Below are 18,501 nucleotides of genomic sequence, written 5' to 3'. Positions count from 1 at the left end.
TCGACGCAGGTGGGGATTAACCCGGGTCGATGACCTGAATGGAAAAACGCCGCGACGGCAGGAGCCGGTCGCGGCGCGGGTATTTCAGCGATTGAAACGGGTTTTACTGGATCTGCCCATGGCAATGCTTGAACTTCTTGCCCGAACCGCAGTAGCACAGTTCGTTGCGGCCCAGCTTCTGCTCGTTGCGTACCGGTGCGGTAGCGAGGGCCACGTCGACCTCTTCGCCGATCTGCTCCGGCTGCTCCAGGCCTGGGGCTTCTTCATGCAGGAACTGCATGCGGGCCGCCAGTGCCTCGGCTTCTTGACGCAGGCGCGCTTCTTCTTCGGCCGGATCTTCGCGGCGAACCTGAACGTGCGACAGTACACGGATGGAGTCGCGCTTGATCGAATCGAGCAGCTCGGAGAACAGGGTGAACGACTCGCGCTTATATTCCTGCTTCGGGTTCTTCTGCGCATAACCGCGCAGGTGGATACCGTGACGCAGGTGGTCCATGGTCGAAAGGTGGTCTTTCCATAGATCGTCGAGGACGCGCAGGACGATTTGCTTCTCGAACGTGCGCAGGGCTTCGGCGCCGGCCTGGTCTTCTTTCTCGTTGTACGCGGCGATCAGCTCTTGCATCAGCTTCTCGCGCAGGGTTTCTTCGTACAGGTGATCGTCTTCGTCGAGCCACTGCTGGATCGGCAGCTTCACCCCGAAATCGCTTTCCAGCGCGGCTTCCAGACCGGCAACGTCCCACTGCTCAGGCAGCGACTGCGGCGGAATATGCGCCGATACGGTGGCGTTGAGCACATCCTGACGGAAATCAGCGATGGTTTCACCGATGTTGTCGGCGGCCAGCAACGTGTTACGCATGTGATAGATCACTTTACGCTGTTCGTTGTTGACGTCGTCGAACTCGAGCAATTGCTTACGGATGTCGAAGTTGCGCCCTTCAACCTTGCGCTGGGCCTTTTCGATGGCGTTGGTCACCATGCGGTGCTCGATCGCTTCACCAGGCTGCATGCCCAGGGCCTTCATGAAGTTCTTCACCCGGTCAGAGGCGAAGATACGCATCAGGCTGTCTTCCAGCGACAGGTAGAAGCGGCTCGAACCGGCGTCACCCTGACGACCGGCACGACCACGCAACTGGTTGTCGATACGGCGCGATTCGTGACGCTCGGAAGCAATTACCTGCAAGCCACCCGACTCCAGCACTTGCTGGTGACGCTTCTGCCAGTCGGCCTTGATCTGGGCAATCTGCTCGGGGGTCGGGTTTTCCAGGGAGGCGACTTCCACTTCCCAGTTACCGCCCAACAGGATGTCGGTACCACGACCGGCCATGTTGGTGGCGATGGTCAGCGCTCCCGGGCGACCGGCCTGGGCAATGATCTCGGCTTCCTTCTCGTGGAACTTGGCGTTCAGGACCTTGTGTTCGATACCTTCCTTCTCGAGCAGGCGGGACATGTGCTCGGAGGTTTCGATGGTCGCTGTACCTACCAGGACCGGACGGCCAGCGGCCATGCTTTCCTTGATGTCGGCGACGATGGCGGCGTACTTCTCGTCCGCGGTGAGGAACACCAGGTCGTTGTAGTCTTTACGCGCCAGCGGTTTGTTCGGTGGAATGACCATGACCTGCAGGCCATAGATCTGGTGGAATTCGAACGCTTCGGTGTCGGCTGTACCGGTCATGCCGGACAGTTTGTTGTACAGACGGAAGTAGTTCTGGAAGGTGGTCGAAGCCAGGGTCTGGCTTTCAGCCTGGATGTTCAGGTTTTCCTTGGCCTCGATGGCCTGGTGCAGACCTTCGGACAAACGACGGCCCGGCATGGTCCGGCCGGTGTGTTCGTCGACCAGTACGACCTGGCCATCCTGCACGATGTATTCGATGTTGCGATGGAACAGCTTGTGCGCACGCAGACCGGCATACACGTGGGTCAGCAGGCCCAGGTTATGCGCCGAGTACAGGCTCTCGCCCTCAGCCAGCAGACCGATGCGGGTCAGCACTTCTTCGATGTACTGGTGACCGGCTTCGTTGAGTTCGACCTGACGGGTCTTCTCGTCAACGGTGTAATGGCCAGCCTGGGTGACTTCGCCCTCGACTTCTTCGACGTGCAGCTTCAACTGCGGGATCAGTTTATTGATCTCGATGTAGAGCTTGGAGCTGTCTTCGGCCTGGCCGGAGATGATCAGCGGGGTACGGGCTTCGTCGATGAGAATCGAGTCGACTTCGTCGATCACGGCAAAATTGAGTTCGCGCTGGAATTTCTCTTCCATGCTGAACGCCATGTTGTCGCGCAGGTAGTCGAAACCGAATTCGTTGTTGGTGCCGTAGGTGATGTCGCAGGCGTAGGCCGAACGCTTTTCTTCCGGCGGCTGGAACGGCGTCACGACGCCGACGGTCAGGCCGAGGAACTCATAGAGCGGACGCATCCAGTTGGCGTCTCGACGCGCCAGGTAGTCGTTCACGGTTACAACGTGGACGCCCTTACCGGACAGTGCGTTGAGGTATACGCCCAGTGTTGCCACCAGAGTCTTGCCTTCACCGGTACGCATTTCGGCAATCATGCCTTCGTGCAAGGTCATGCCACCGATCAACTGAACGTCGAAGTGGCGCATGCCCATGATGCGTTTACCGGCTTCACGGGCAACCGCGAAGGCTTCTGGTAACAACTTGTCGAGGGTCTCCCCTTTGGCGAAGCGAGCTTTGAACTCAGCGGTCTTGGCACGCAATTGATCGTCCGAAAGGGCCACCATTCGCTCTTCGAAGGCATTGACGAGTTGCACCGTCTTGAGCATGCGTTTGACTTCACGCTCGTTCTTGCTTCCAAAAAGTTTTTTTAACAAAGGCGCAAACATATCGGCAGGATCTTCCACACTAAAGGGATGGAGGGCGGCCCCGTGAGTCGCCCGAGCAGCCCTCATGGCCGCACGCGAACGAGCATTCTACCCGGAAACGGTGGTCAGGAAAGTAGGGATATTCCACGATGCTGGCACAGCGTTATGACGGGGCTCACTTAAAATAAGGGCTTTTTGCTGAACTTCAAGCCATACACGGCAGAAGTTACTTGTTGATTTAATGGGTAAAGCGCGAACAAAGCAATGGGCGGGTGCTACGGGCGCTTTCTGCTACCATAGCCGCTCTGTTACTTCAGGTGTCCGATCATGGCATTTCGCCCTCTTACGGCCAGAGCACCCGCCGTTCTACTACGCGAAGCCAAACCGTTAAAGGCCATTCTCGGCCATGCACAACGCCTGGGTCATTTACAGCGCCTGCTCGAAAGCCAATTGCAGCCGGCGGCTCGTGAACACTGTCACGTCGCCTCCTGGCGCGAAGGCAGCCTGCTGCTGATCGTCACCGACGGCCACTGGGCGACCCGCTTGCGCTATCAGCAAAAACGCCTGCAGCGCCAATTGCAGGCGTTCGATGAGTTCGCCCGCCTGACCCGCATTCTGTTCAAGGTACAACCGCCGACCGTGCAGCAAGGCGCGGCCGGCCACACCATGGACTTGTCATGCGACGCGGCAGCCACCATCCAGGCGACGGCCGACGGGATCAGCGATCCCAATCTGCGCGCCGCCCTCGAGCGCCTGGCCGCCCATGCCAGGCCTAAAAGCTGAGCACCTAGCGCCGCTTGCTGCCCCCCAGCAAGGAGCCCATCAGACCGCGAACCAGCTGCCGCCCCAGTTGATTGGCGGCCTGGCGCATGGCCGATTTCAGCGCCTGCCCGGCAGCAGTGCCGAGAAACTCACCGGCTTTGTCGGTAAAGCTTGGCTCCTCCGTTGCAGGCTTGATCGGAGCATCCTGTGCTTCGGGGGCCAGCCCCTTGCGCCCCATCAACACTTCATAGGCCGACTCACGGTCGATGGGCTTGTCATAACGGCCGACCAACGGCGAACTGGCAATCAGCGCGGCGCGCTCGGCCTCGCTCAACGGCCCGATGCGCGATTGCGGCGGCGCCACCAGCACCCGCTGGACCATCTCTGGCGTACCTTTTTCCTGCAGGGTCCCGACCAGTGCCTCGCCAATCCCCAACTCGGTCAACACGTCGAGGGTGCTGAAGGCCGGGTTCGGTCGGAAGCCATCAGCCACTGCCTTCAGGGATTTTTGCTCTTTGGCGGTAAAGGCGCGCAACCCGTGCTGAATGCGCAGCCCCAGTTGAGCCAGCACATCATCAGGCAGGTCACCCGGCGACTGGGTGACGAAATACACGCCCACACCTTTAGAACGAATCAGCCGCACCACTTGCTCCAGGCGATCCTGCAACGCTTTCGGGGTGCCAGAGAACAGCAGGTGCGCCTCATCGAAAAACAATGCCAACAACGGTTTCTCGGCATCGCCGCGCTCAGGCAACTGCTCGAACAGCTCTGCCAATAGCCACAGCAGGAAAGTCGCGTAGACCTTCGGTGCTTCGTGCACCAGGCGGCTGGCATCCAGCAGGTGAATGCGCCCGCGGCCATCACTGGCAGGAGCGAGGATGTCCTGCAACTGCAACGCCGGCTCGCCAAACAAGGCTTCGGCGCCCTGCTGTTCCAAGGTGGCCAGGCGCCGCAACAGGGCCTGACTGGAACCGGTGGTCATCAATGCAGCGTCATCGCCGAGCAACTCGGGATGTTCCTTGAGGTGATTGAGCAGGGCCTTGAGGTCCTTCAGATCAAGCAGCAACAAACCTTCTCGGTCGGCCACCTTGAACGCCGCATAAAGTGCCGACTGCTGGCTGTCGGTCAACTCAAGCAGGCTGCCCAACAGCAATGGTCCCATTTCACTCAGCGTGGTGCGCAATGGATGACCTGATTGGCCGTGGATATCCCACAACGTCACCGGATACGCCTTCGCCTGATAGTTGAGCCAAGGCATGCCGGCGATACGTTCGGCCACCTTGCCCTGCGGGTTGCCCGCAGCACCCAGTCCACACAGATCACCCTTGACGTCCGCTGCAAACACCGCAACACCGGCATCGCTGAACGCCTCAGCCAGGCGTTGCAAGGTGACGGTCTTGCCGGTCCCGGTGGCGCCGGCCACCAGTCCGTGACGGTTTGCCAGGCGCATAGCCTGGGCAATCGGCTGAGCTTTCAGATCTGCACCAATAACGAGTTGCAATGAATCAGGCATTTTTTCACCCATGGTTAAGCTTTGGTCCTACACAGCCGATAGATAGAAGCGAGAGACCTAACTGAGAATCGGGTCGGATAATTCCCTAAGGAAAGACGGAAATATCAGCTTCTGTGTAATAGCGCCTACTTTGCGCGCTTTTTGTAGCAACACGCCCTACACAATAAGACCTTAGCGGACATACAAGCCATGAACAAAAATCTGCGCTTCAGCCACAAAATCCTGCTTGCCGCCGCCCTTATCGTCATTGCTGCGTTCACCACGTTTACGCTGTACAACGACTATTTGCAGCGCAACGCCATTCGCCAGGACCTCGACAATTATCTGACTGAAATGGGCGACGTCACCGCACGCAACATTCAGACCTGGCTGACCGGGCGCATTCTGCTGGTGGACAACCTGGCTCAGAACATTGCCATCAACGCCGACGACAGCCACGTTGCCGACTTGCTTGAACAGAAAGCGCTGACGTCAACCTTCATGGCCTCCTACCTGGGTAACGCGGGCGGCAGCTTCACTATCCGCCCGGATGTGAAAATGCCCGACGGTTTCGACCCACGTTCCCGGCCCTGGTACAAAGGCGCCGAACATAGCGCCAGCGCCACGTTGACCGAACCCTACATCGACGCCGCCACCGGCCAGACCATCATTTCCATCGCCAGCGCCTCGAAAAAAGCCGGACAAAGTGTCGGCGTGGTCGGCGGTGACCTGAGCCTGCAAACCCTGATCGACAACCTCAAGGCCGTGGACTTTGGTGGCATGGGCTATGCGTTTCTGGTCAGCGCCGACGGCAAAATCCTGGTGCACCCGGACAAATCGCTGGTCATGAAGCCCCTCAGCGAGGCCTATCCGCAAAACACCCCGCGCATCGGCAGCGAGTTCACTGAAGTCGAAGTGGACGGCAACACGCGGATTTTCACCTTTAGCCAGATCAAGGGCCTGCCTTCGGTCAACTGGTACATCGGTCTGTCCGTAGATAAGGACAAGGCCTACGCGATGCTCAGCGAATTCCGCGCCTCAGCCATCATCGCCACCATTATCGCCGTGGCAGTGATCATTGCCCTGCTGGGCATGTTGATCCGCCTGCTGATCCAGCCGTTGCACGTCATGACCCGGGCCATGCAGGACATCGCCGATGGCGAAGGCGACCTGACCCGCCGCCTGGCCATCCAGAACCATGATGAATTCGGCACCCTGGGCATTGCCTTCAACCACTTCGTCGAGCGTATCCATGGCTCGATTCGCGAAGTCTCTTCGGCCACCGAGCATGTCAACGAAGTTGCCCTGCGGGTGGTCAGCGCCTCCAATTCATCGATGCTTAACAGTGACGAACAGGCAAGTCGCACCAACAGTGTTGCCGCAGCGATCAATCAACTGGGAGCCGCCGCCCAGGAAATCGCCCGCAATGCCGCGCAAGCCTCGCACCAGGCCAGCGATGCGCGCAGCCTGGCCCAGGACGGCCAGCAAGTGGTTGATCGCAGCATTGCCGCGATGAATCAACTGTCGGCCATGCTCAGCACCTCCAGCAGCAATATCGAGTCGCTGAACAGCAAGACCGTGAACATCGGGCAAATCCTCGAAGTCATCACCAGCATCTCCCAGCAAACCAACTTGCTGGCGCTCAATGCGGCCATCGAGGCGGCGCGCGCGGGTGAGGCTGGACGCGGCTTCGCCGTGGTCGCAGATGAAGTGCGCAACCTGGCACACCGCACCCAGGAGTCGGCACAACAGGTGCAGACCATGATTGAGGAGCTGCAAGTCGGTGCCCGCGAATCGGTCAGCACCATGGGCGACAGCCAGCGTCACAGCCAGGACAGTGTGGAGATTGCCAACCTCGCCGGCGAGCGTCTGAACAGCGTGACCGTGCGCATTGGCGAGATTGACGGCATGAACCAGTCAGTCGCGACCGCCACCGAGGAACAGACCGCCGTGGTGGAGTCGATCAACATGGACATCACCGAAATCAACACCCTGAATCAGGAAGGCGTGGAAAACCTGCAGTCGACCTTGCGCGCCTGCTCAGACCTGGAGCAGCAAGCGTCGCGACTCAAGCAACTGGTGGGCAGTTTCCGCATCTAGGGCTTTTTCGGTTCAGGGGCGTCCGGCTTGGCCGCCTCCTGCAATTGCTGCCAAAGTTCGGCCGCTCCGGGGAAGTCGGTGCCATCGTCACCGCTCAGGTCGTCGGGATCGTAACGGCTCAGGCAGCCCTCCCCCAAGGTAGCCGGGGCCTTCGAGGTGGCTTTATCCAGTGGATCGTTCATGGTCTACGCCTTGAAACGAAAAAGGGCCTCAAGCGTACAACGCTTGAGGCCCTTTGGCATGTCAGCGACGACTCAGAACACCACGGTCTTGTTGCCATGCACCAGGACGCGGTCTTCCAGGTGATAACGCAGGCCACGGGCCAGTACCATTTTCTCGACGTCACGACCGAAGCGCACCATGTCTTCGATGCTATCGCTATGGCTGACGCGGACCACGTCCTGCTCGATGATCGGGCCGGCATCCAGCTCTTCAGTGACGTAGTGGCAGGTTGCGCCAATCAGCTTCACGCCGCGCATCGAGGCCTGGTGGTAAGGCTTGGCGCCGACGAACGACGGCAGGAAGCTGTGGTGAATGTTGATCACCTTGTGTGCGTACTCGGTGCACAGTTCCGGTGGCAGGATCTGCATATAACGCGCAAGCACCACGACTTCGGCATCATGTTGCTTGACCAGGCGGGAGACCTCGGCAAATGCCGGTTCTTTATTCTGCGGATCGACCGGCACGTGGTAGTAAGGAATACCGTGCCACTCGACCATGCTGCGCAGGTCGTTGTGGTTGGAGATCACACAGGAGATATCGCAGTCCAGTTCATCACTGTGCCAGCGGTGTAGCAAATCCGCCAGGCAATGGGATTCACGGCTGGCCATCAAAACCACGCGTTTTTTCTGCGCGGTGTCGGTGATGCGCCAGTTCATCGAGAACTCTTCAGCGATAGGCGCAAACGCCTCACGAAACGCTTCAAGACCGAACGGCAACGAGTCGGCACGAATTTCGTGACGCATGAAAAACCAGCCACTTTGGGTGTCCGAGTGATGGCTAGCTTCAGTGATCCAGCCATTGTGTGATGCCAGAAAGTTACTGACCTTGGCAACGATGCCAACGCCGTCCGGGCAAGCAATCACTAGGCGAAAAGTGCGCATGGGGGGAGAACTCCAGAACTTCACAAAGGCGGCCATTCTAGCGATTACGCAGCGAAACTGCAGTATCCCTGAGCAATCAACACCGTCGCCCCTCCATGGCTACGCCCTGTGCCCGGGGTTAATTCCGAGTCAATCATCGAAATTATCAAGCAAACGCTATTGAAAAAATGTCAGCTAGCGATCTGTAAATAACTGTGATGAACTGTGCAATATTTAAACTACCCGCCTATTTTCAGCTGTTTGACTCTAGATGATTAAATAAAACACGGTTTAATGTTTACTTGATGAAACACCCTGACTATTATTGCGCCACTGTCCCCTGCCACCCAGCGCCCACATAAGGTAGTCCTCATGTCCCTGATCAACGAATACCGCGCCACCGAAGAAGCTATCAAAGAGCTGCAAGCCCGTTTGAAGAACCTGTCCCAAGACGACAAACTGCAAACCGAGCTGGAATTCGAAGGCAAACTGCGCACCCTGATGGGTGAATACTCCAAATCCCTGCGTGACATCATCGCGCTGCTGGATCCGGAAGCCAAAGTTAAAGCACCACGTGGCGCTGTGAAAACTACCGGCACCAAGCGTGCGCGCAAGGTTAAACAATACAAAAACCCACACAACGGCGAAGTCATCGAAACCAAAGGTGGCAACCACAAGACTCTGAAAGAGTGGAAAGCCAAGTGGGGCGGTGACGTGGTTGAAGGCTGGGCAACCCTGCTGGGCTAAGCCGTAACGCGACTCGCAGCTTCACTTGCGAACAAAAAACGCCAGCGATCGCTGGCGTTTTTTGTTAGGTTTAATTCAACATATTTCGTCCGTGTATTTCACAATCCCAGACGATTGCGCACTCCCTCCACGTATTCGCGCCATTCATTCAATACTCCAAGTCCCTGCTCCGTCGCATTAATCGAACACTCAGCGGCGGCCTCATCAAAGTCCTGCAGGGTATTCGGAGCGCCCCACTGAGCGTCTGTCAGGCGCTGTTGGCAGAACAGTGTCCAGCGCGCATTCTCCTCATCACTCAGGGTCTCGGGAAAGTTGCGTGCTCGATATCGAAATAACAGTTCCGGCAATCGCTCATCATCGAACGGCCATTGTTCTCGCACCAATTGCATCGGTTCAGCCGTTCTCACTTGCTCGCATAAACGCCGATCACGATCGCCAATGAACCCGTCGTATAACTGTTGCTCAGGATCGTCACTCGGGACGAATTCTTCCGCGGCATAAATCGCCTGGACTTTCGCTTGCCAGACTTGTTGTGCGTCACTAAGCCGCAGCGCCCGCGCCTGATACAGCGGCATATCCAACTTCAGGCGCTGCTGATCTTCCCCGCGCAACACCGATAAAGGTGCCACCACCGGGCAGCGATTGATATGAATCAGTTTGAGCGGCACCGGCAACTCGCCTTGCGTCAGGTTTTCATGGCGGGTGTACAGGCGCTGACGTAGCGTTGCGGCATCTTCTTCAAGCAACCCCTGGGGATCCAGGTGCAGATCACAGACAATCAGCGCGTTACGATTGCGCGGGTGCCAGGCCAGCGGCAGTACGACGCCGACGTAGTGGCGAGCCGCGGAGAAACGACCGGATATATGCACCAGCGGCTGCAACAAACGAATCTGATCCATGACTTTCTGTTTGCTGCGCAAGGCGAACAACCAGTCATAGAGTTTGCGCTGCTTCTCGCGGATCAGTCGCGCCAGGGCAATGGTGGCACGCACATCGGACAACGCATCGTGGGCCTGTCCATGGTCAAGCCCGTTGGCAGCCGTCAGGCGTTCGAGCTTCAAGGTCACCCGGCCGTCATCCTCGGGCCAGACGATACCGTCGGGCCGTAGCGCGTAAGCGGCACGCACCACATCAATCAGATCCCAGCGACTGTTACCGCCCTGCCACTCTCGTGCATAGGGGTCGAAAAAGTTGCGGTACAGGCTGTAGCGGGTCATCTCATCATCAAAACGCAAAGTGTTGTAACCGGCGCCGCAGGTCCCGGGCGCGGCCAGTTGCGCATGCACCCGGGTCATGAAATCCGCTTCGCACAGGCCCTTTTCGGCCAGGCGCGTCGGGGTGATCCCGGTGATCACGCAGGCGGCCGGATGCGGCAGGATGTCGTCACTGGGTCGACAGTAGAGATTGACCGGGGCCTCGATCTCGTTAAGTTCGAGGTCAGTGCGAATGCCGGCCATTTGCAGCGGTCGGTCGCAACGCGGGCTGATACCGGTGGTTTCGTAGTCGTACCAGAAAATGGAAGTCACGGGCTGTTCCTGAACTTGAGACCGGCGAAGTCTAGGCGCTCACACCGGGTGCCGACCAGTCATGCTGTTATTCAAGCACCGATGGTTGTTACCGGGTGCTACATAGATATGTCGTTCCCCGGAACGAAGACTGCTAGCATCGGCCCTACGTAAGTGACCATCAGGCCCCTCACCAGGCAGCCAATGACTCAGACTTCAGCACCGCCAAGGAACGCACCGCTGCCCCCGCCACTGGATACCCGCTACCAGGTCGAAACGCCCGAAGGCATCGACCTGCCATTGCGTCCGGCGGGGTTGTTGCCGCGTGCCCTGGCATTTGCCATCGACCTGGGACTACGCGCCCTGATCCTGGGGCTGCTGTTCGTGACCCTGGCGTTTTTTGGCAAGGTCGGCGTGGGCCTCGGCTCGCTGCTGCTGTTTGTTCTCAGTTGGTGGTACATGGTGTTGTTCGAGGTCCTCAATCAGGGCCGCTCGCCGGGCAAACAGTGGATGGGACTGCGGGTCGTGCAGGACGACGGCACCCCCATTGGCTGGTCGGCTTCGCTGATCCGCAATCTGCTGCGCTTCGTCGATATGCTGCCCTTCGGCTACAGCCTCGGCGCCATCAGTTGCCTGCAGCACCCGGCCTTCAAACGCCTGGGCGACATTGCCGCCGGCACCCTGGTGATCTATCGCGAACAAGCCGTAATGCGCCCGCCGCTACCGGCTGCAATGCCCCTACGGGCACCTTTCAATCTGAGCCTGGCTGAACAGCGCGCCGTATCGGAATTCGCCGAACGCCAGTCCCAGCTTTCCGCTGAGCGGGTGCAGGAACTCGCCGCATTGCTGGCCGAGCCGTTGAAGGTCAGCCCACCGCGTGCGGTTGCCGAACTCAACGGTATTGCCCTGGGCTTGCGAGGACCGGTATGAAACAGAGCCAGTTCGAGAGCCTCCATCAGCCGCAGTGGGACGCGTATCGCCAAGATCTCGATCTGCTGGAGCGCGGCAAGGCCAGCGCCGAGCACGCCCGCTCATTCCCCAGGGACTATCGGCGCCTGTGCCAGCACCTGGCCTTGGCACAGGAGCGCGGGTACAGCACTTGCCTGATCGATCCCTTGCAGCAACTTGCACTGCGTGGACACCAGTTGCTCTACCGCCATCGCAGCAGCGTGCGGGCTCAACTGCTGGCGTTTGTCCTCGCCGACTTCCCACGTTTGGTGCGTGAGTCATGGCCCTTCGTACTGGTGGCGGGACTGTTGTTCTTCGGCTCACTGCTGGGCATTGCGCTGTTGGTCTACCTGTTTCCCGACCTGATCTACAGCCTGTTACCGGTCGAGCAGGTGGGCGAAATGCAAAGCATGTACGACCCCGCCGCCGGGCACCTGGGCCGCGATATGGAGCGTGCGGCGAGTGATGACTGGATGATGTTCGGCTACTACATCATGCACAACATCGGTATTGCCTTTCAGACCTTCGCCAGCGGCCTGCTACTTGGGCTTGGCAGCGTGTTTTTCCTGGTGTTCAACGGCCTGCTGATTGGAGCCATCGCCGGCCATCTGACCCGCATCGGCTTCGGCGAAAACTTCTGGTCGTTCGTCATCGGCCATGGCGCCTTTGAACTCAGCGCCATTGCCATAGCCGGCGCGGCCGGCCTGCAACTGGGGTGGTCGTTGATTGCTCCCGGTCGCCTCACACGCGGCGAGGCCTTGCGCCTGGCTGCGCGCAAAAGCGTCCTATTGATGTGCGGCGTGATGCTGTTGCTGTTGATCGCCGCCTTCATCGAAGCCTACTGGTCATCGCGCACCGCCACGCCCCCTCTCGCCAAATATCTGGTGGGGGCCACCCTGTGGGCACTGGTCGCGCTCTATCTGATTACTGTCGGACGGACACGCCATGCGCCTGAATGAGGCCAGCGTCGTCATCCGTCCGCGCTCGAGTTGGGAGGCCATGGACCTGGGCGTATTGCTCAGCCAGCGTCACCGACGACTGTTGATGGTCAGTTGGGCACTGATCACGTTGCCGGTATTCGCCCTGCTGACCTGCCTGTTCTGGAACTCCCCAGGCATCGCCCTGCTGATCTTCTGGTGGTTGAAACCTGCGTTCGAACGCCTGCCGTTGTACATTCTGTCCGAAGCCTTGTTCGGCCAGGCGCCCAGCGTGAAACAGGCATTGCGCCAATGGCCGCGACTGCTCAAACCGCAACTGCTCGCCAGCCTGACCTGGCGCCGCCTGAGCCTGAGCCGGAGTTTCTGCCTGCCGGTGGCTCAGCTCGAAGGTCTCGCCGGGCAGCCACGCCAGCAACGTCTGGCGGTCCTGCAACAACGCGATGGCGAGGCCGGGCGTTGGTTGACCCTCCTCGGCGCACTGCTGGAATCCAGCCTGTGGTTGGGCTGCATGGCCCTGTTCTACCTGTTCCTGCCCATGCAAATCGAACTGGATTGGGACTGGCAAACGCTAATCGACGCCAGCGAACAGGACTGGCTATGGCTCGAGCACCTGATCAACGGCCTCTATGCGCTGGTCCTGATCATCTGGGGACCGATCTACGTCGCCTGCGGATTCAGCCTGTACCTGAACCGCCGGACCGTACTGGAAGCCTGGGACATCGAACTGCAATTTCGCCGCCTGCGCCAGCGTCTCAGCGGCTTGGGCATCGCGCTGCTGGCGCTCGGCCTGCTGTGGCTGCCGATGCCGCAGGCGGTGTATGCCGACGAGCCTGACGCCCCAAGCGCCCCGCGCCTGCTCCAGCAGCCCCTGACCAGCCAGGCCGCCAGCCGTGACATCAACGCATTGCTTCAGGCGCCACCTTTCAAGAATTCGCAGACGATTACCCGCTATCGCTTCGGCGAAGAAGCCGCTGATCCAGTCGAAGACGCTCAGCCCCCGGCATGGCTCAAGGCACTCTTGGAATGGTTCGACAGCCAGCGCTTCAAAGGGCTGGCCCAAGTCATCGAGGTGCTGCTATGGACCACGCTCGCGGGCTCGATTGCCTTGCTGGTCTGGCACTACCGCGACTGGCTGCAGACCTTCGTCAGCCGCCGCAAGCCTCTTCACGCTCCGGGTACTTCGCCCTCACCCACTTTATTGTTTGGTCTCGATCTCGATCCCGAGTCACTTGCGCAAGACATCGCCAGCCAGGTCGAATCGTTGTGGCTGGAGCATCCCCGCGAAGCGCTCGGACTGCTCTATCGGGCTTTGCTCAGTCGCCTGCTGCACGACTTCGGTCTCCCCCTGAAAAGTGCCGACACCGAAGCCGAGGTCCTGGCGCGGGTCCAGCAGTTGCAGGACCCGGAGTTGCAGAACTACAGCCAAAGCCTGACGCTGCACTGGCAGAACATCGCCTATGGTCATCGTGTGCCGCCTGCGGCGCTGCAACAGCAACTCTGCCAGGGCTGGCGCGCATTATTTGACCCGCGAGCACAGCGATGAGTCGACGTCTGGCGGCTCTCGGCGTACTGATCGGCGCATTGCTCTGTGCAGTGGCAACGTACCTGTACCTGCACGCCACGCCCTATCAAGAAAGCATCGACCACGGTCCCTCCCCCGAAGCCCAGAACAATCCCTACTTGGCAGCCGAACGTTTTCTGCGCAAGCAAGGATTGAGCGTGCATCACGTCAATAGCCTGGACAGCCTGCCCACCCTGCAACCACGCCAGCACAGCCTGTTGCTGCTGGGCGAACGCGCCAACATGACCCCGGCCCAGGTCGATCAGGTGCTGGACTGGGCGCGAGATGGCGGGCGACTGCTGTTTGTCGCCCAGGCCTTGTGGAATGAGCAGACCGGCAACAGTCAGGACCTGCTGCTGGACCGGGTGCACGTGCAGCAGTTCATGAGCAAAGACCTCAAGGATGTGCCTGCCGAGGCAGCGAAGGACCGCTATCCGAACCTGACCAAACTTTATCTGGAAAACGAGGAGGCACCGGCCTATGCCGGCTTCGACCCGCAGTTCCACCTCGAAGACCCGCAAGACCTGGCACAGGCATGGGCCAACAGCGCCAAGGCCACACACCTGATGCAGTTGCCCTGGGGTGAGGGTTCGATCACCGTGGTGACCGATGCCGAATTGTGGAAGAACAGCGCGATCGGCCAATACGACAACGCCTGGCTGCTGTGGTACTTGTTCGCCGACACCGACGTCACGCTGTTATTCGACATTGACCACGACAACTTGCTGAGCTTGCTGTGGCGTTATTTCCCCCAGGCCTTGGTGGCGCTGCTCGCGTTGATCGCTTTAGGGCTCTGGCACGCAGGCTGGCGCCACGGACCGGTGCAGCCCGCAGCACCCAAGGCCCGCCGCCAGTTGCAGGAACATCTGCGCGCCAGTGCCGATTTTCTCGTCCGTCGCGCCGGGCAACAGAGCCTGTTGCAGGGCTTGCAGCACGATGTGCTGCGACGTGCCAGGCAACGTCAGCCAGGCATCGATCAACTCGACACGCCCGAACAGTGGCAAGTGCTCGCCCGCTTGACCGGGCACTCGCCCGAGAGCATTGCCCAGGCCATCGGCCCGCCCCGTAAACGAAGGCTATCGAGCAGCGAATTCAGCCGCCAGGTGGCCCACTTGCAGAACCTCAGGAATGCCTTATGAGCGAACCTTCCGTACCTCCGAGCCCGTCCCATGCCGCGCAGCAACGGCGCCGGGCCAGTCAACTGGCGCAAGCCGTGCGCCTTGAGCTGAACAAGGCAGTGATTGGCCAGAGCAGCGTTATCGACGATGTGCTGAGTGCCTTGATTGCCGGCGGCCATGTGCTGCTCGAAGGCGTACCGGGTCTGGGCAAGACCTTGCTGGTGCGCGCCCTCGCCCGCTGCTTCGGCGGCGAGTTCGCACGTATTCAGTTCACGCCCGACCTGATGCCCAGTGATGTCACAGGGCATGCGGTTTACGACCTGCAGACCGAGCAGTTCAAGCTGCGCAAGGGCCCGCTGTTCACCCACCTGCTGCTGGCCGATGAAATCAACCGGGCACCGGCCAAGACCCAGGCCGCCTTACTCGAAGCCATGCAGGAGCGTCAGGTGACCCTGGAAGGCCGAGCCTTGCCCATCGCCCAACCGTTCATGGTCCTGGCCACCCAGAACCCGATCGAACAGGAAGGCACTTACCCGTTGCCGGAAGCCGAGCTCGATCGTTTCATGCTCAAAGTGCGCATGGATTACCCGGATGCCGGCCAGGAGCTGGACATGGTGCGCCAGGTCAGCCGCTCGACCCGTGCCGACATGCTCGACGTGCAGCCATTGCGCACGTTGCTGCAAGCCAAGGACGTCATCGCCCTGCAGCGTATCGCCAGCGAACTGCCGCTGGATGAGCAGGTGCTCGACTACGCCGTGCGCCTGGCCCGCACCACGCGCACCTGGCCCGGCCTGACCCTCGGCGCCGGTCCGCGAGCCTCCATTGCCCTGGTGCGTGTGGCACGGGCTCGGGCGCTGTTGCGCGGTGGCGAATTCGTCATCCCCGACGATCTCAAGGGCTGTGCCCTGGCGGTGCTGCGTCATCGGGTGCGGATTGGCCCGGAGCTGGATATCGAGGGCCTCGACGTCGACCAGGTACTCAGGCAGATGCTCGACCAGGTTCCGGCACCCAGACTGTGAGCGGGAGCCCTGAATCATGAAGCCCACGCGCCTATTGCTGATCTGGCTGGCCACGCTGCTCGGCCTGAGTGTTGTGCAGGGAGCGCTCAGCGCCTTGGGCATCGACCTGGGGCCGAACCTGCAAGCGATCAATTGGGCGCTGCTGCTGGCGCTCCTGGTACTGGCGTTGCTTGATGCCGCGCGTCTGCTGCGTCGTCCTTCGCCGAGCATCCAGCGTCGACTGTCCGGCAGCCTGGCGCTAGGACGCTGGGCTGAGGTGCAGGTCAGCGTACAGCACGACTACCGGCAACCGCTGACCATCGAGCTGTTCGACCACGTGCCCGACGGCCTTGTGTTCGAGCAACTGCCACATGCGCTGGAGTTACAGCCGGACCAAATCAGTCAATTCAGCTATCGGCTACGGCCCTTGCGTCGTGGGCACTTCAGCTTTCTGCAGTGCGAAGTCAATGTGCCGGGCCACCTCGGTTTGTGGAGCGCCCGCCGCTATCTGCACGTCATTGACAGCACCCGTGTGTACCCGGACTTCGCTCATCTGTACGGCGCGCAGTTACTGGCGGTCGACAGTTGGATCAACCAGTTGGGGGTGCGCCAGCGCCAGCGACGTGGCCAGGGCCTTGAGTTCCACCAGCTAAGGGAGTTTCGCGAGGGCGACAGCCTGCGACAGATCGACTGGAAAGCCACCGCCCGGCAACGCACACCGATTGCCCGCGAGTATCAGGACGAACGCGACCAACAAATCATTTTCATGCTCGATTGCGGGCGGCGCATGCGCAGTCAGGACGGCGAGCTGTCGCACTTCGACCACGCCCTCAACGCCTGCCTGCTGCTCAGTTACATCGCCCTGCGTCAGGGCGATGCTGTTGGTCTGATGACCTTCGCTGGCGATCAATCGCGCTACCTGCATCCGGTCAAGGGCAGCGGGCAGTTGAACGTACTGCTCAACAGTCTGTACGACCTGGACAGTAGCCAGAGACCCGCAGACTACCAGGCCGCAGCCAGTCAATTACTGGCCCGGCAGAAGCGCCGGTCGCTGGTAGTGGTCATCAGCAATCTGCGAGACGAAGACGACGAAAGCCTGCTCGGCGCCGTCAAGCGCCTGAGCAAGCAGCATCGGGTGCTGGTGGCCAGCCTGCGCGAAGCGGTACTCGACCAGATACGCCAGACGCCTGTACACACCCTGTCTGAGGCGCTGGCGTATAGCGGCACCCTGGACTACCTGAACGCGCGCGCCGAACACCATGAGCACCTGGCGGCACAGGGTATACCCCTGCTGGACTGCCGCCCCGCTGACCTGGGTAGCCAGTTGGTCAGCCGTTACCTGAGCTGGAAAAAGGCCGGAGTCTTGTAGTGACCCGTTGGCTAAGCTGACGCCGACGCCGGATAAAAGCTGAAGTATTGCTGCAAAGCGCTTACCAACTGCGCGTATTCCGGCGGCGCATCAAGCAGAATGAATCCGGCATCGTAATGATGGGGCGTGGCGTCTTCATGGCACCACTGGCAGCAGGCGCGCAGGTCGATCACTTGTGACACGTAATCGCTGGCGGGAATTTTCAGGCGCAGGTCAAAGACTGCGCCCACCATCATCGGCAAGTTGCTGATGAGCATCAAGCCGTCTTCGGAGACGTTGCCAATAAAGCCGATGGGTTTGTCCGTGACGCTGTTGAAGACTTTGAGAAAATACGGCAACTGGTGCCGCTCGATCCGGCGTTCTGTGAACATGTCGAATTTCGCTTTGCCAAGGCCCTTGAGCAGGGTCGCACTAATGCTTCGCAACGCACCGGCAGGGCCGGTTCGCTGTCCCCGATCACGGTGCGGACGTCCTGGAATTGCGCTCGCTTTGAAGCTGCCGGTCACGGGTAACGATAGCGCCTCAGGATCCACTCACTGAAACGCCACAGTCGAATGTTAGCTTATGTCTGCAACCCGGCCAGTTATCAAATGATAACCAACATCACAACGACGCCGGGGTGCTCCTGGCGCTGCGCGGCGGATACCAGCCCAGCGACTGCAAGGTTTCCAGGCGGGCGCGGGCACGGTAGGCGTACTCGTTGTTCGGGTATTGGGCCATGATGAACTGGTAGGTCTGGGCCGCATCGACGTAGAGTTTCTGGCGCTCCAGGCACTGGCCGCGCAACATCGACACTTCCGGCTGAATATAGCGGCGCGAACGGCTGGTGCGATCGACCTGGGACAATTCGAGCATTACCCGCTCGCAGTTACCGGCGTCGTAGGCCCGATAGGCGGTATTCAGGTGATGGTCCATCGACCAACGGGTGCAGCCCACGACACTCAGGGCCAGGGCAGCTAAAAGCACGAATCGCATGAGGGTTCTCCTGTCTTGAAAGCTGTATCGACCCGTGGGCAAAAATCTTCAGTGCGGCGTGTTCAATAAAGAAACCAATAAGTAGTGC

Annotated in this window: 16 protein-coding genes and 1 pseudogene; 10 read left to right on the top strand and 7 right to left on the bottom strand. The window is 60.0% G+C overall.

What is annotated here, in order from left to right:
- Positions 1 to 103 precede the first annotated feature (103 nt).
- Entirely contained in the window at positions 104 to 2,839 is a 2,736-nt protein-coding gene (gene secA, locus NR126_RS06810) for a preprotein translocase subunit SecA (RefSeq protein ID WP_027619807.1), read from the bottom strand.
- Between the two features lie 306 nt (positions 2,840 to 3,145).
- Between secA and NR126_RS06805 the strand changes: the two genes are divergently transcribed.
- Positions 3,146 to 3,601: a DUF721 domain-containing protein gene (locus tag NR126_RS06805; RefSeq protein WP_027619806.1), complete on the top strand. Its 456-nt coding sequence runs from the start codon at positions 3,146 to 3,148 to the stop codon at positions 3,599 to 3,601.
- A 4-nt stretch (positions 3,602 to 3,605) separates the two neighbouring features.
- On the opposite strand, the gene NR126_RS06800 is transcribed toward NR126_RS06805, so the two are convergent.
- Complete coding sequence (locus NR126_RS06800) at positions 3,606 to 5,093, bottom strand: helicase HerA-like domain-containing protein (protein WP_105753933.1); 1,488 nt, start codon at positions 5,091 to 5,093, stop codon at positions 3,606 to 3,608.
- A 189-nt stretch (positions 5,094 to 5,282) separates the two neighbouring features.
- On the opposite strand from NR126_RS06800, the pseudogene NR126_RS28955 reads away from it, so the two are divergent.
- Together NR126_RS28955 and NR126_RS28950 are read left to right on the top strand one after the other, a co-directional pair.
- Positions 5,283 to 6,314, top strand: a pseudogene (locus NR126_RS28955) (cache domain-containing protein); the annotation flags it as partial.
- Between the two features lie 93 nt (positions 6,315 to 6,407).
- Positions 6,408 to 7,172 carry a methyl-accepting chemotaxis protein gene (locus NR126_RS28950; RefSeq protein WP_371321459.1) on the top strand — a complete coding sequence of 255 codons (765 nt, stop codon included), beginning with the start codon at positions 6,408 to 6,410 and terminating at the stop codon, positions 7,170 to 7,172.
- Here the strand turns inward: NR126_RS28950 and NR126_RS06790 are convergent.
- On the bottom strand, positions 7,169 to 7,354 hold the full coding sequence (locus NR126_RS06790; protein WP_027619803.1) for a hypothetical protein: 186 nt from the start codon (positions 7,352 to 7,354) through the stop codon (positions 7,169 to 7,171). The genes NR126_RS28950 and NR126_RS06790 overlap by 4 nt on opposite strands.
- A 72-nt stretch (positions 7,355 to 7,426) precedes the next feature.
- The gene (purU, locus tag NR126_RS06785; RefSeq protein WP_027619802.1) at positions 7,427 to 8,275 is read right to left on the bottom strand and encodes a formyltetrahydrofolate deformylase; all 849 of its coding nucleotides are present in this window, start codon (positions 8,273 to 8,275) and stop codon (positions 7,427 to 7,429) included.
- A 351-nt stretch (positions 8,276 to 8,626) separates the two neighbouring features.
- Here purU and mvaT point away from each other — a divergent pair, with 351 nt between their 5' ends.
- A complete protein-coding gene (gene mvaT, locus NR126_RS06780) occupies positions 8,627 to 9,001 on the top strand; it encodes a histone-like nucleoid-structuring protein MvaT (protein ID WP_027619801.1) in 375 nt (124 codons plus the stop codon).
- Positions 9,002 to 9,099: 98 nt separating this feature from the next.
- Here the strand turns inward: mvaT and sbcB are convergent, their stop codons facing one another.
- Complete coding sequence (gene sbcB, locus NR126_RS06775) at positions 9,100 to 10,527, bottom strand: exodeoxyribonuclease I (protein ID WP_105753876.1); 1,428 nt, start codon at positions 10,525 to 10,527, stop codon at positions 9,100 to 9,102.
- Between the two features lie 183 nt (positions 10,528 to 10,710).
- On the opposite strand from sbcB, the gene NR126_RS06770 reads away from it, so the two are divergent.
- From NR126_RS06770 to NR126_RS06745, 6 genes are read left to right on the top strand one after another with little or no spacing between them, the layout of a single operon-like run.
- Entirely contained in the window at positions 10,711 to 11,436 is a 726-nt protein-coding gene (locus NR126_RS06770; protein ID WP_256829934.1) for an RDD family protein, read from the top strand.
- Complete coding sequence (locus NR126_RS06765; RefSeq protein WP_027619798.1) at positions 11,433 to 12,413, top strand: stage II sporulation protein M; 981 nt, start codon at positions 11,433 to 11,435, stop codon at positions 12,411 to 12,413. The genes NR126_RS06770 and NR126_RS06765 overlap by 4 nt, the downstream gene beginning before the upstream one ends.
- A complete protein-coding gene (locus NR126_RS06760) occupies positions 12,400 to 13,935 on the top strand; it encodes a DUF4129 domain-containing protein (RefSeq protein WP_256829933.1) in 1,536 nt (511 codons plus the stop codon). The genes NR126_RS06765 and NR126_RS06760 overlap by 14 nt, the downstream gene beginning before the upstream one ends.
- Positions 13,932 to 15,092 carry a DUF4350 domain-containing protein gene (locus NR126_RS06755; protein ID WP_256829932.1) on the top strand — a complete coding sequence of 387 codons (1,161 nt, stop codon included), beginning with the start codon at positions 13,932 to 13,934 and terminating at the stop codon, positions 15,090 to 15,092. Before NR126_RS06760 ends, NR126_RS06755 begins: the two co-directional genes overlap by 4 nt.
- On the top strand, positions 15,089 to 16,090 hold the full coding sequence (locus NR126_RS06750; RefSeq protein WP_256829931.1) for a MoxR family ATPase: 1,002 nt from the start codon (positions 15,089 to 15,091) through the stop codon (positions 16,088 to 16,090). Before NR126_RS06755 ends, NR126_RS06750 begins: the two co-directional genes overlap by 4 nt.
- Before the next feature lie 16 nt (positions 16,091 to 16,106).
- Positions 16,107 to 17,438: a DUF58 domain-containing protein gene (locus NR126_RS06745; protein WP_256829930.1), complete on the top strand. Its 1,332-nt coding sequence runs from the start codon at positions 16,107 to 16,109 to the stop codon at positions 17,436 to 17,438.
- 11 nt (positions 17,439 to 17,449) lie between these two features.
- On the opposite strand, the gene NR126_RS06740 is transcribed toward NR126_RS06745, so the two are convergent.
- Both NR126_RS06740 and NR126_RS06735 read right to left on the bottom strand, forming a co-directional pair.
- Positions 17,450 to 17,809, bottom strand: coding sequence for a PilZ domain-containing protein (locus NR126_RS06740; protein ID WP_027619793.1), 360 nt, complete (start codon positions 17,807 to 17,809; stop codon positions 17,450 to 17,452).
- 232 nt (positions 17,810 to 18,041) lie between these two features.
- The gene (locus NR126_RS06735; RefSeq protein ID WP_256829929.1) at positions 18,042 to 18,413 is read right to left on the bottom strand and encodes a tetratricopeptide repeat protein; all 372 of its coding nucleotides are present in this window, start codon (positions 18,411 to 18,413) and stop codon (positions 18,042 to 18,044) included.
- Between the last annotated feature and the right edge of the window lie 88 nt (positions 18,414 to 18,501).

Source organism: Pseudomonas sp. Pse1 (assembly GCF_024519635.1).
Taxonomy (GTDB): Bacteria; Pseudomonadota; Gammaproteobacteria; order Pseudomonadales; family Pseudomonadaceae; genus Aquipseudomonas.
The sequence above is the reverse complement of the archived record's forward strand: the minus strand, read 5'-3'. Positions and strand labels throughout refer to the sequence as shown.

Excerpts from the sequence above, each read along its gene's own strand:
- secA (WP_027619807.1), bottom strand. The coding sequence starts at position 2,839 with ATGTTTGCGCCTTTGTTAAAAAAACTTTTTGGAAGCAAGAACGAGCGT.
- NR126_RS06805 (WP_027619806.1), top strand. The coding sequence starts at position 3,146 with ATGGCATTTCGCCCTCTTACGGCCAGAGCACCCGCCGTTCTACTACGC.
- NR126_RS06800 (WP_105753933.1), bottom strand. The coding sequence starts at position 5,093 with ATGCCTGATTCATTGCAACTCGTTATTGGTGCAGATCTGAAAGCTCAG.
- NR126_RS28950 (WP_371321459.1), top strand. The coding sequence starts at position 6,408 with ATGCTTAACAGTGACGAACAGGCAAGTCGCACCAACAGTGTTGCCGCA.
- NR126_RS06790 (WP_027619803.1), bottom strand. The coding sequence starts at position 7,354 with ATGAACGATCCACTGGATAAAGCCACCTCGAAGGCCCCGGCTACCTTG.
- purU (WP_027619802.1), bottom strand. The coding sequence starts at position 8,275 with ATGCGCACTTTTCGCCTAGTGATTGCTTGCCCGGACGGCGTTGGCATC.
- mvaT (WP_027619801.1), top strand. The coding sequence starts at position 8,627 with ATGTCCCTGATCAACGAATACCGCGCCACCGAAGAAGCTATCAAAGAG.
- NR126_RS06770 (WP_256829934.1), top strand. The coding sequence starts at position 10,711 with ATGACTCAGACTTCAGCACCGCCAAGGAACGCACCGCTGCCCCCGCCA.
- NR126_RS06765 (WP_027619798.1), top strand. The coding sequence starts at position 11,433 with ATGAAACAGAGCCAGTTCGAGAGCCTCCATCAGCCGCAGTGGGACGCG.
- NR126_RS06760 (WP_256829933.1), top strand. The coding sequence starts at position 12,400 with ATGCGCCTGAATGAGGCCAGCGTCGTCATCCGTCCGCGCTCGAGTTGG.
- NR126_RS06755 (WP_256829932.1), top strand. The coding sequence starts at position 13,932 with ATGAGTCGACGTCTGGCGGCTCTCGGCGTACTGATCGGCGCATTGCTC.
- NR126_RS06750 (WP_256829931.1), top strand. The coding sequence starts at position 15,089 with ATGAGCGAACCTTCCGTACCTCCGAGCCCGTCCCATGCCGCGCAGCAA.
- NR126_RS06745 (WP_256829930.1), top strand. The coding sequence starts at position 16,107 with ATGAAGCCCACGCGCCTATTGCTGATCTGGCTGGCCACGCTGCTCGGC.
- NR126_RS06740 (WP_027619793.1), bottom strand. The coding sequence starts at position 17,809 with ATGTTCACAGAACGCCGGATCGAGCGGCACCAGTTGCCGTATTTTCTC.
- NR126_RS06735 (WP_256829929.1), bottom strand. The coding sequence starts at position 18,413 with ATGCGATTCGTGCTTTTAGCTGCCCTGGCCCTGAGTGTCGTGGGCTGC.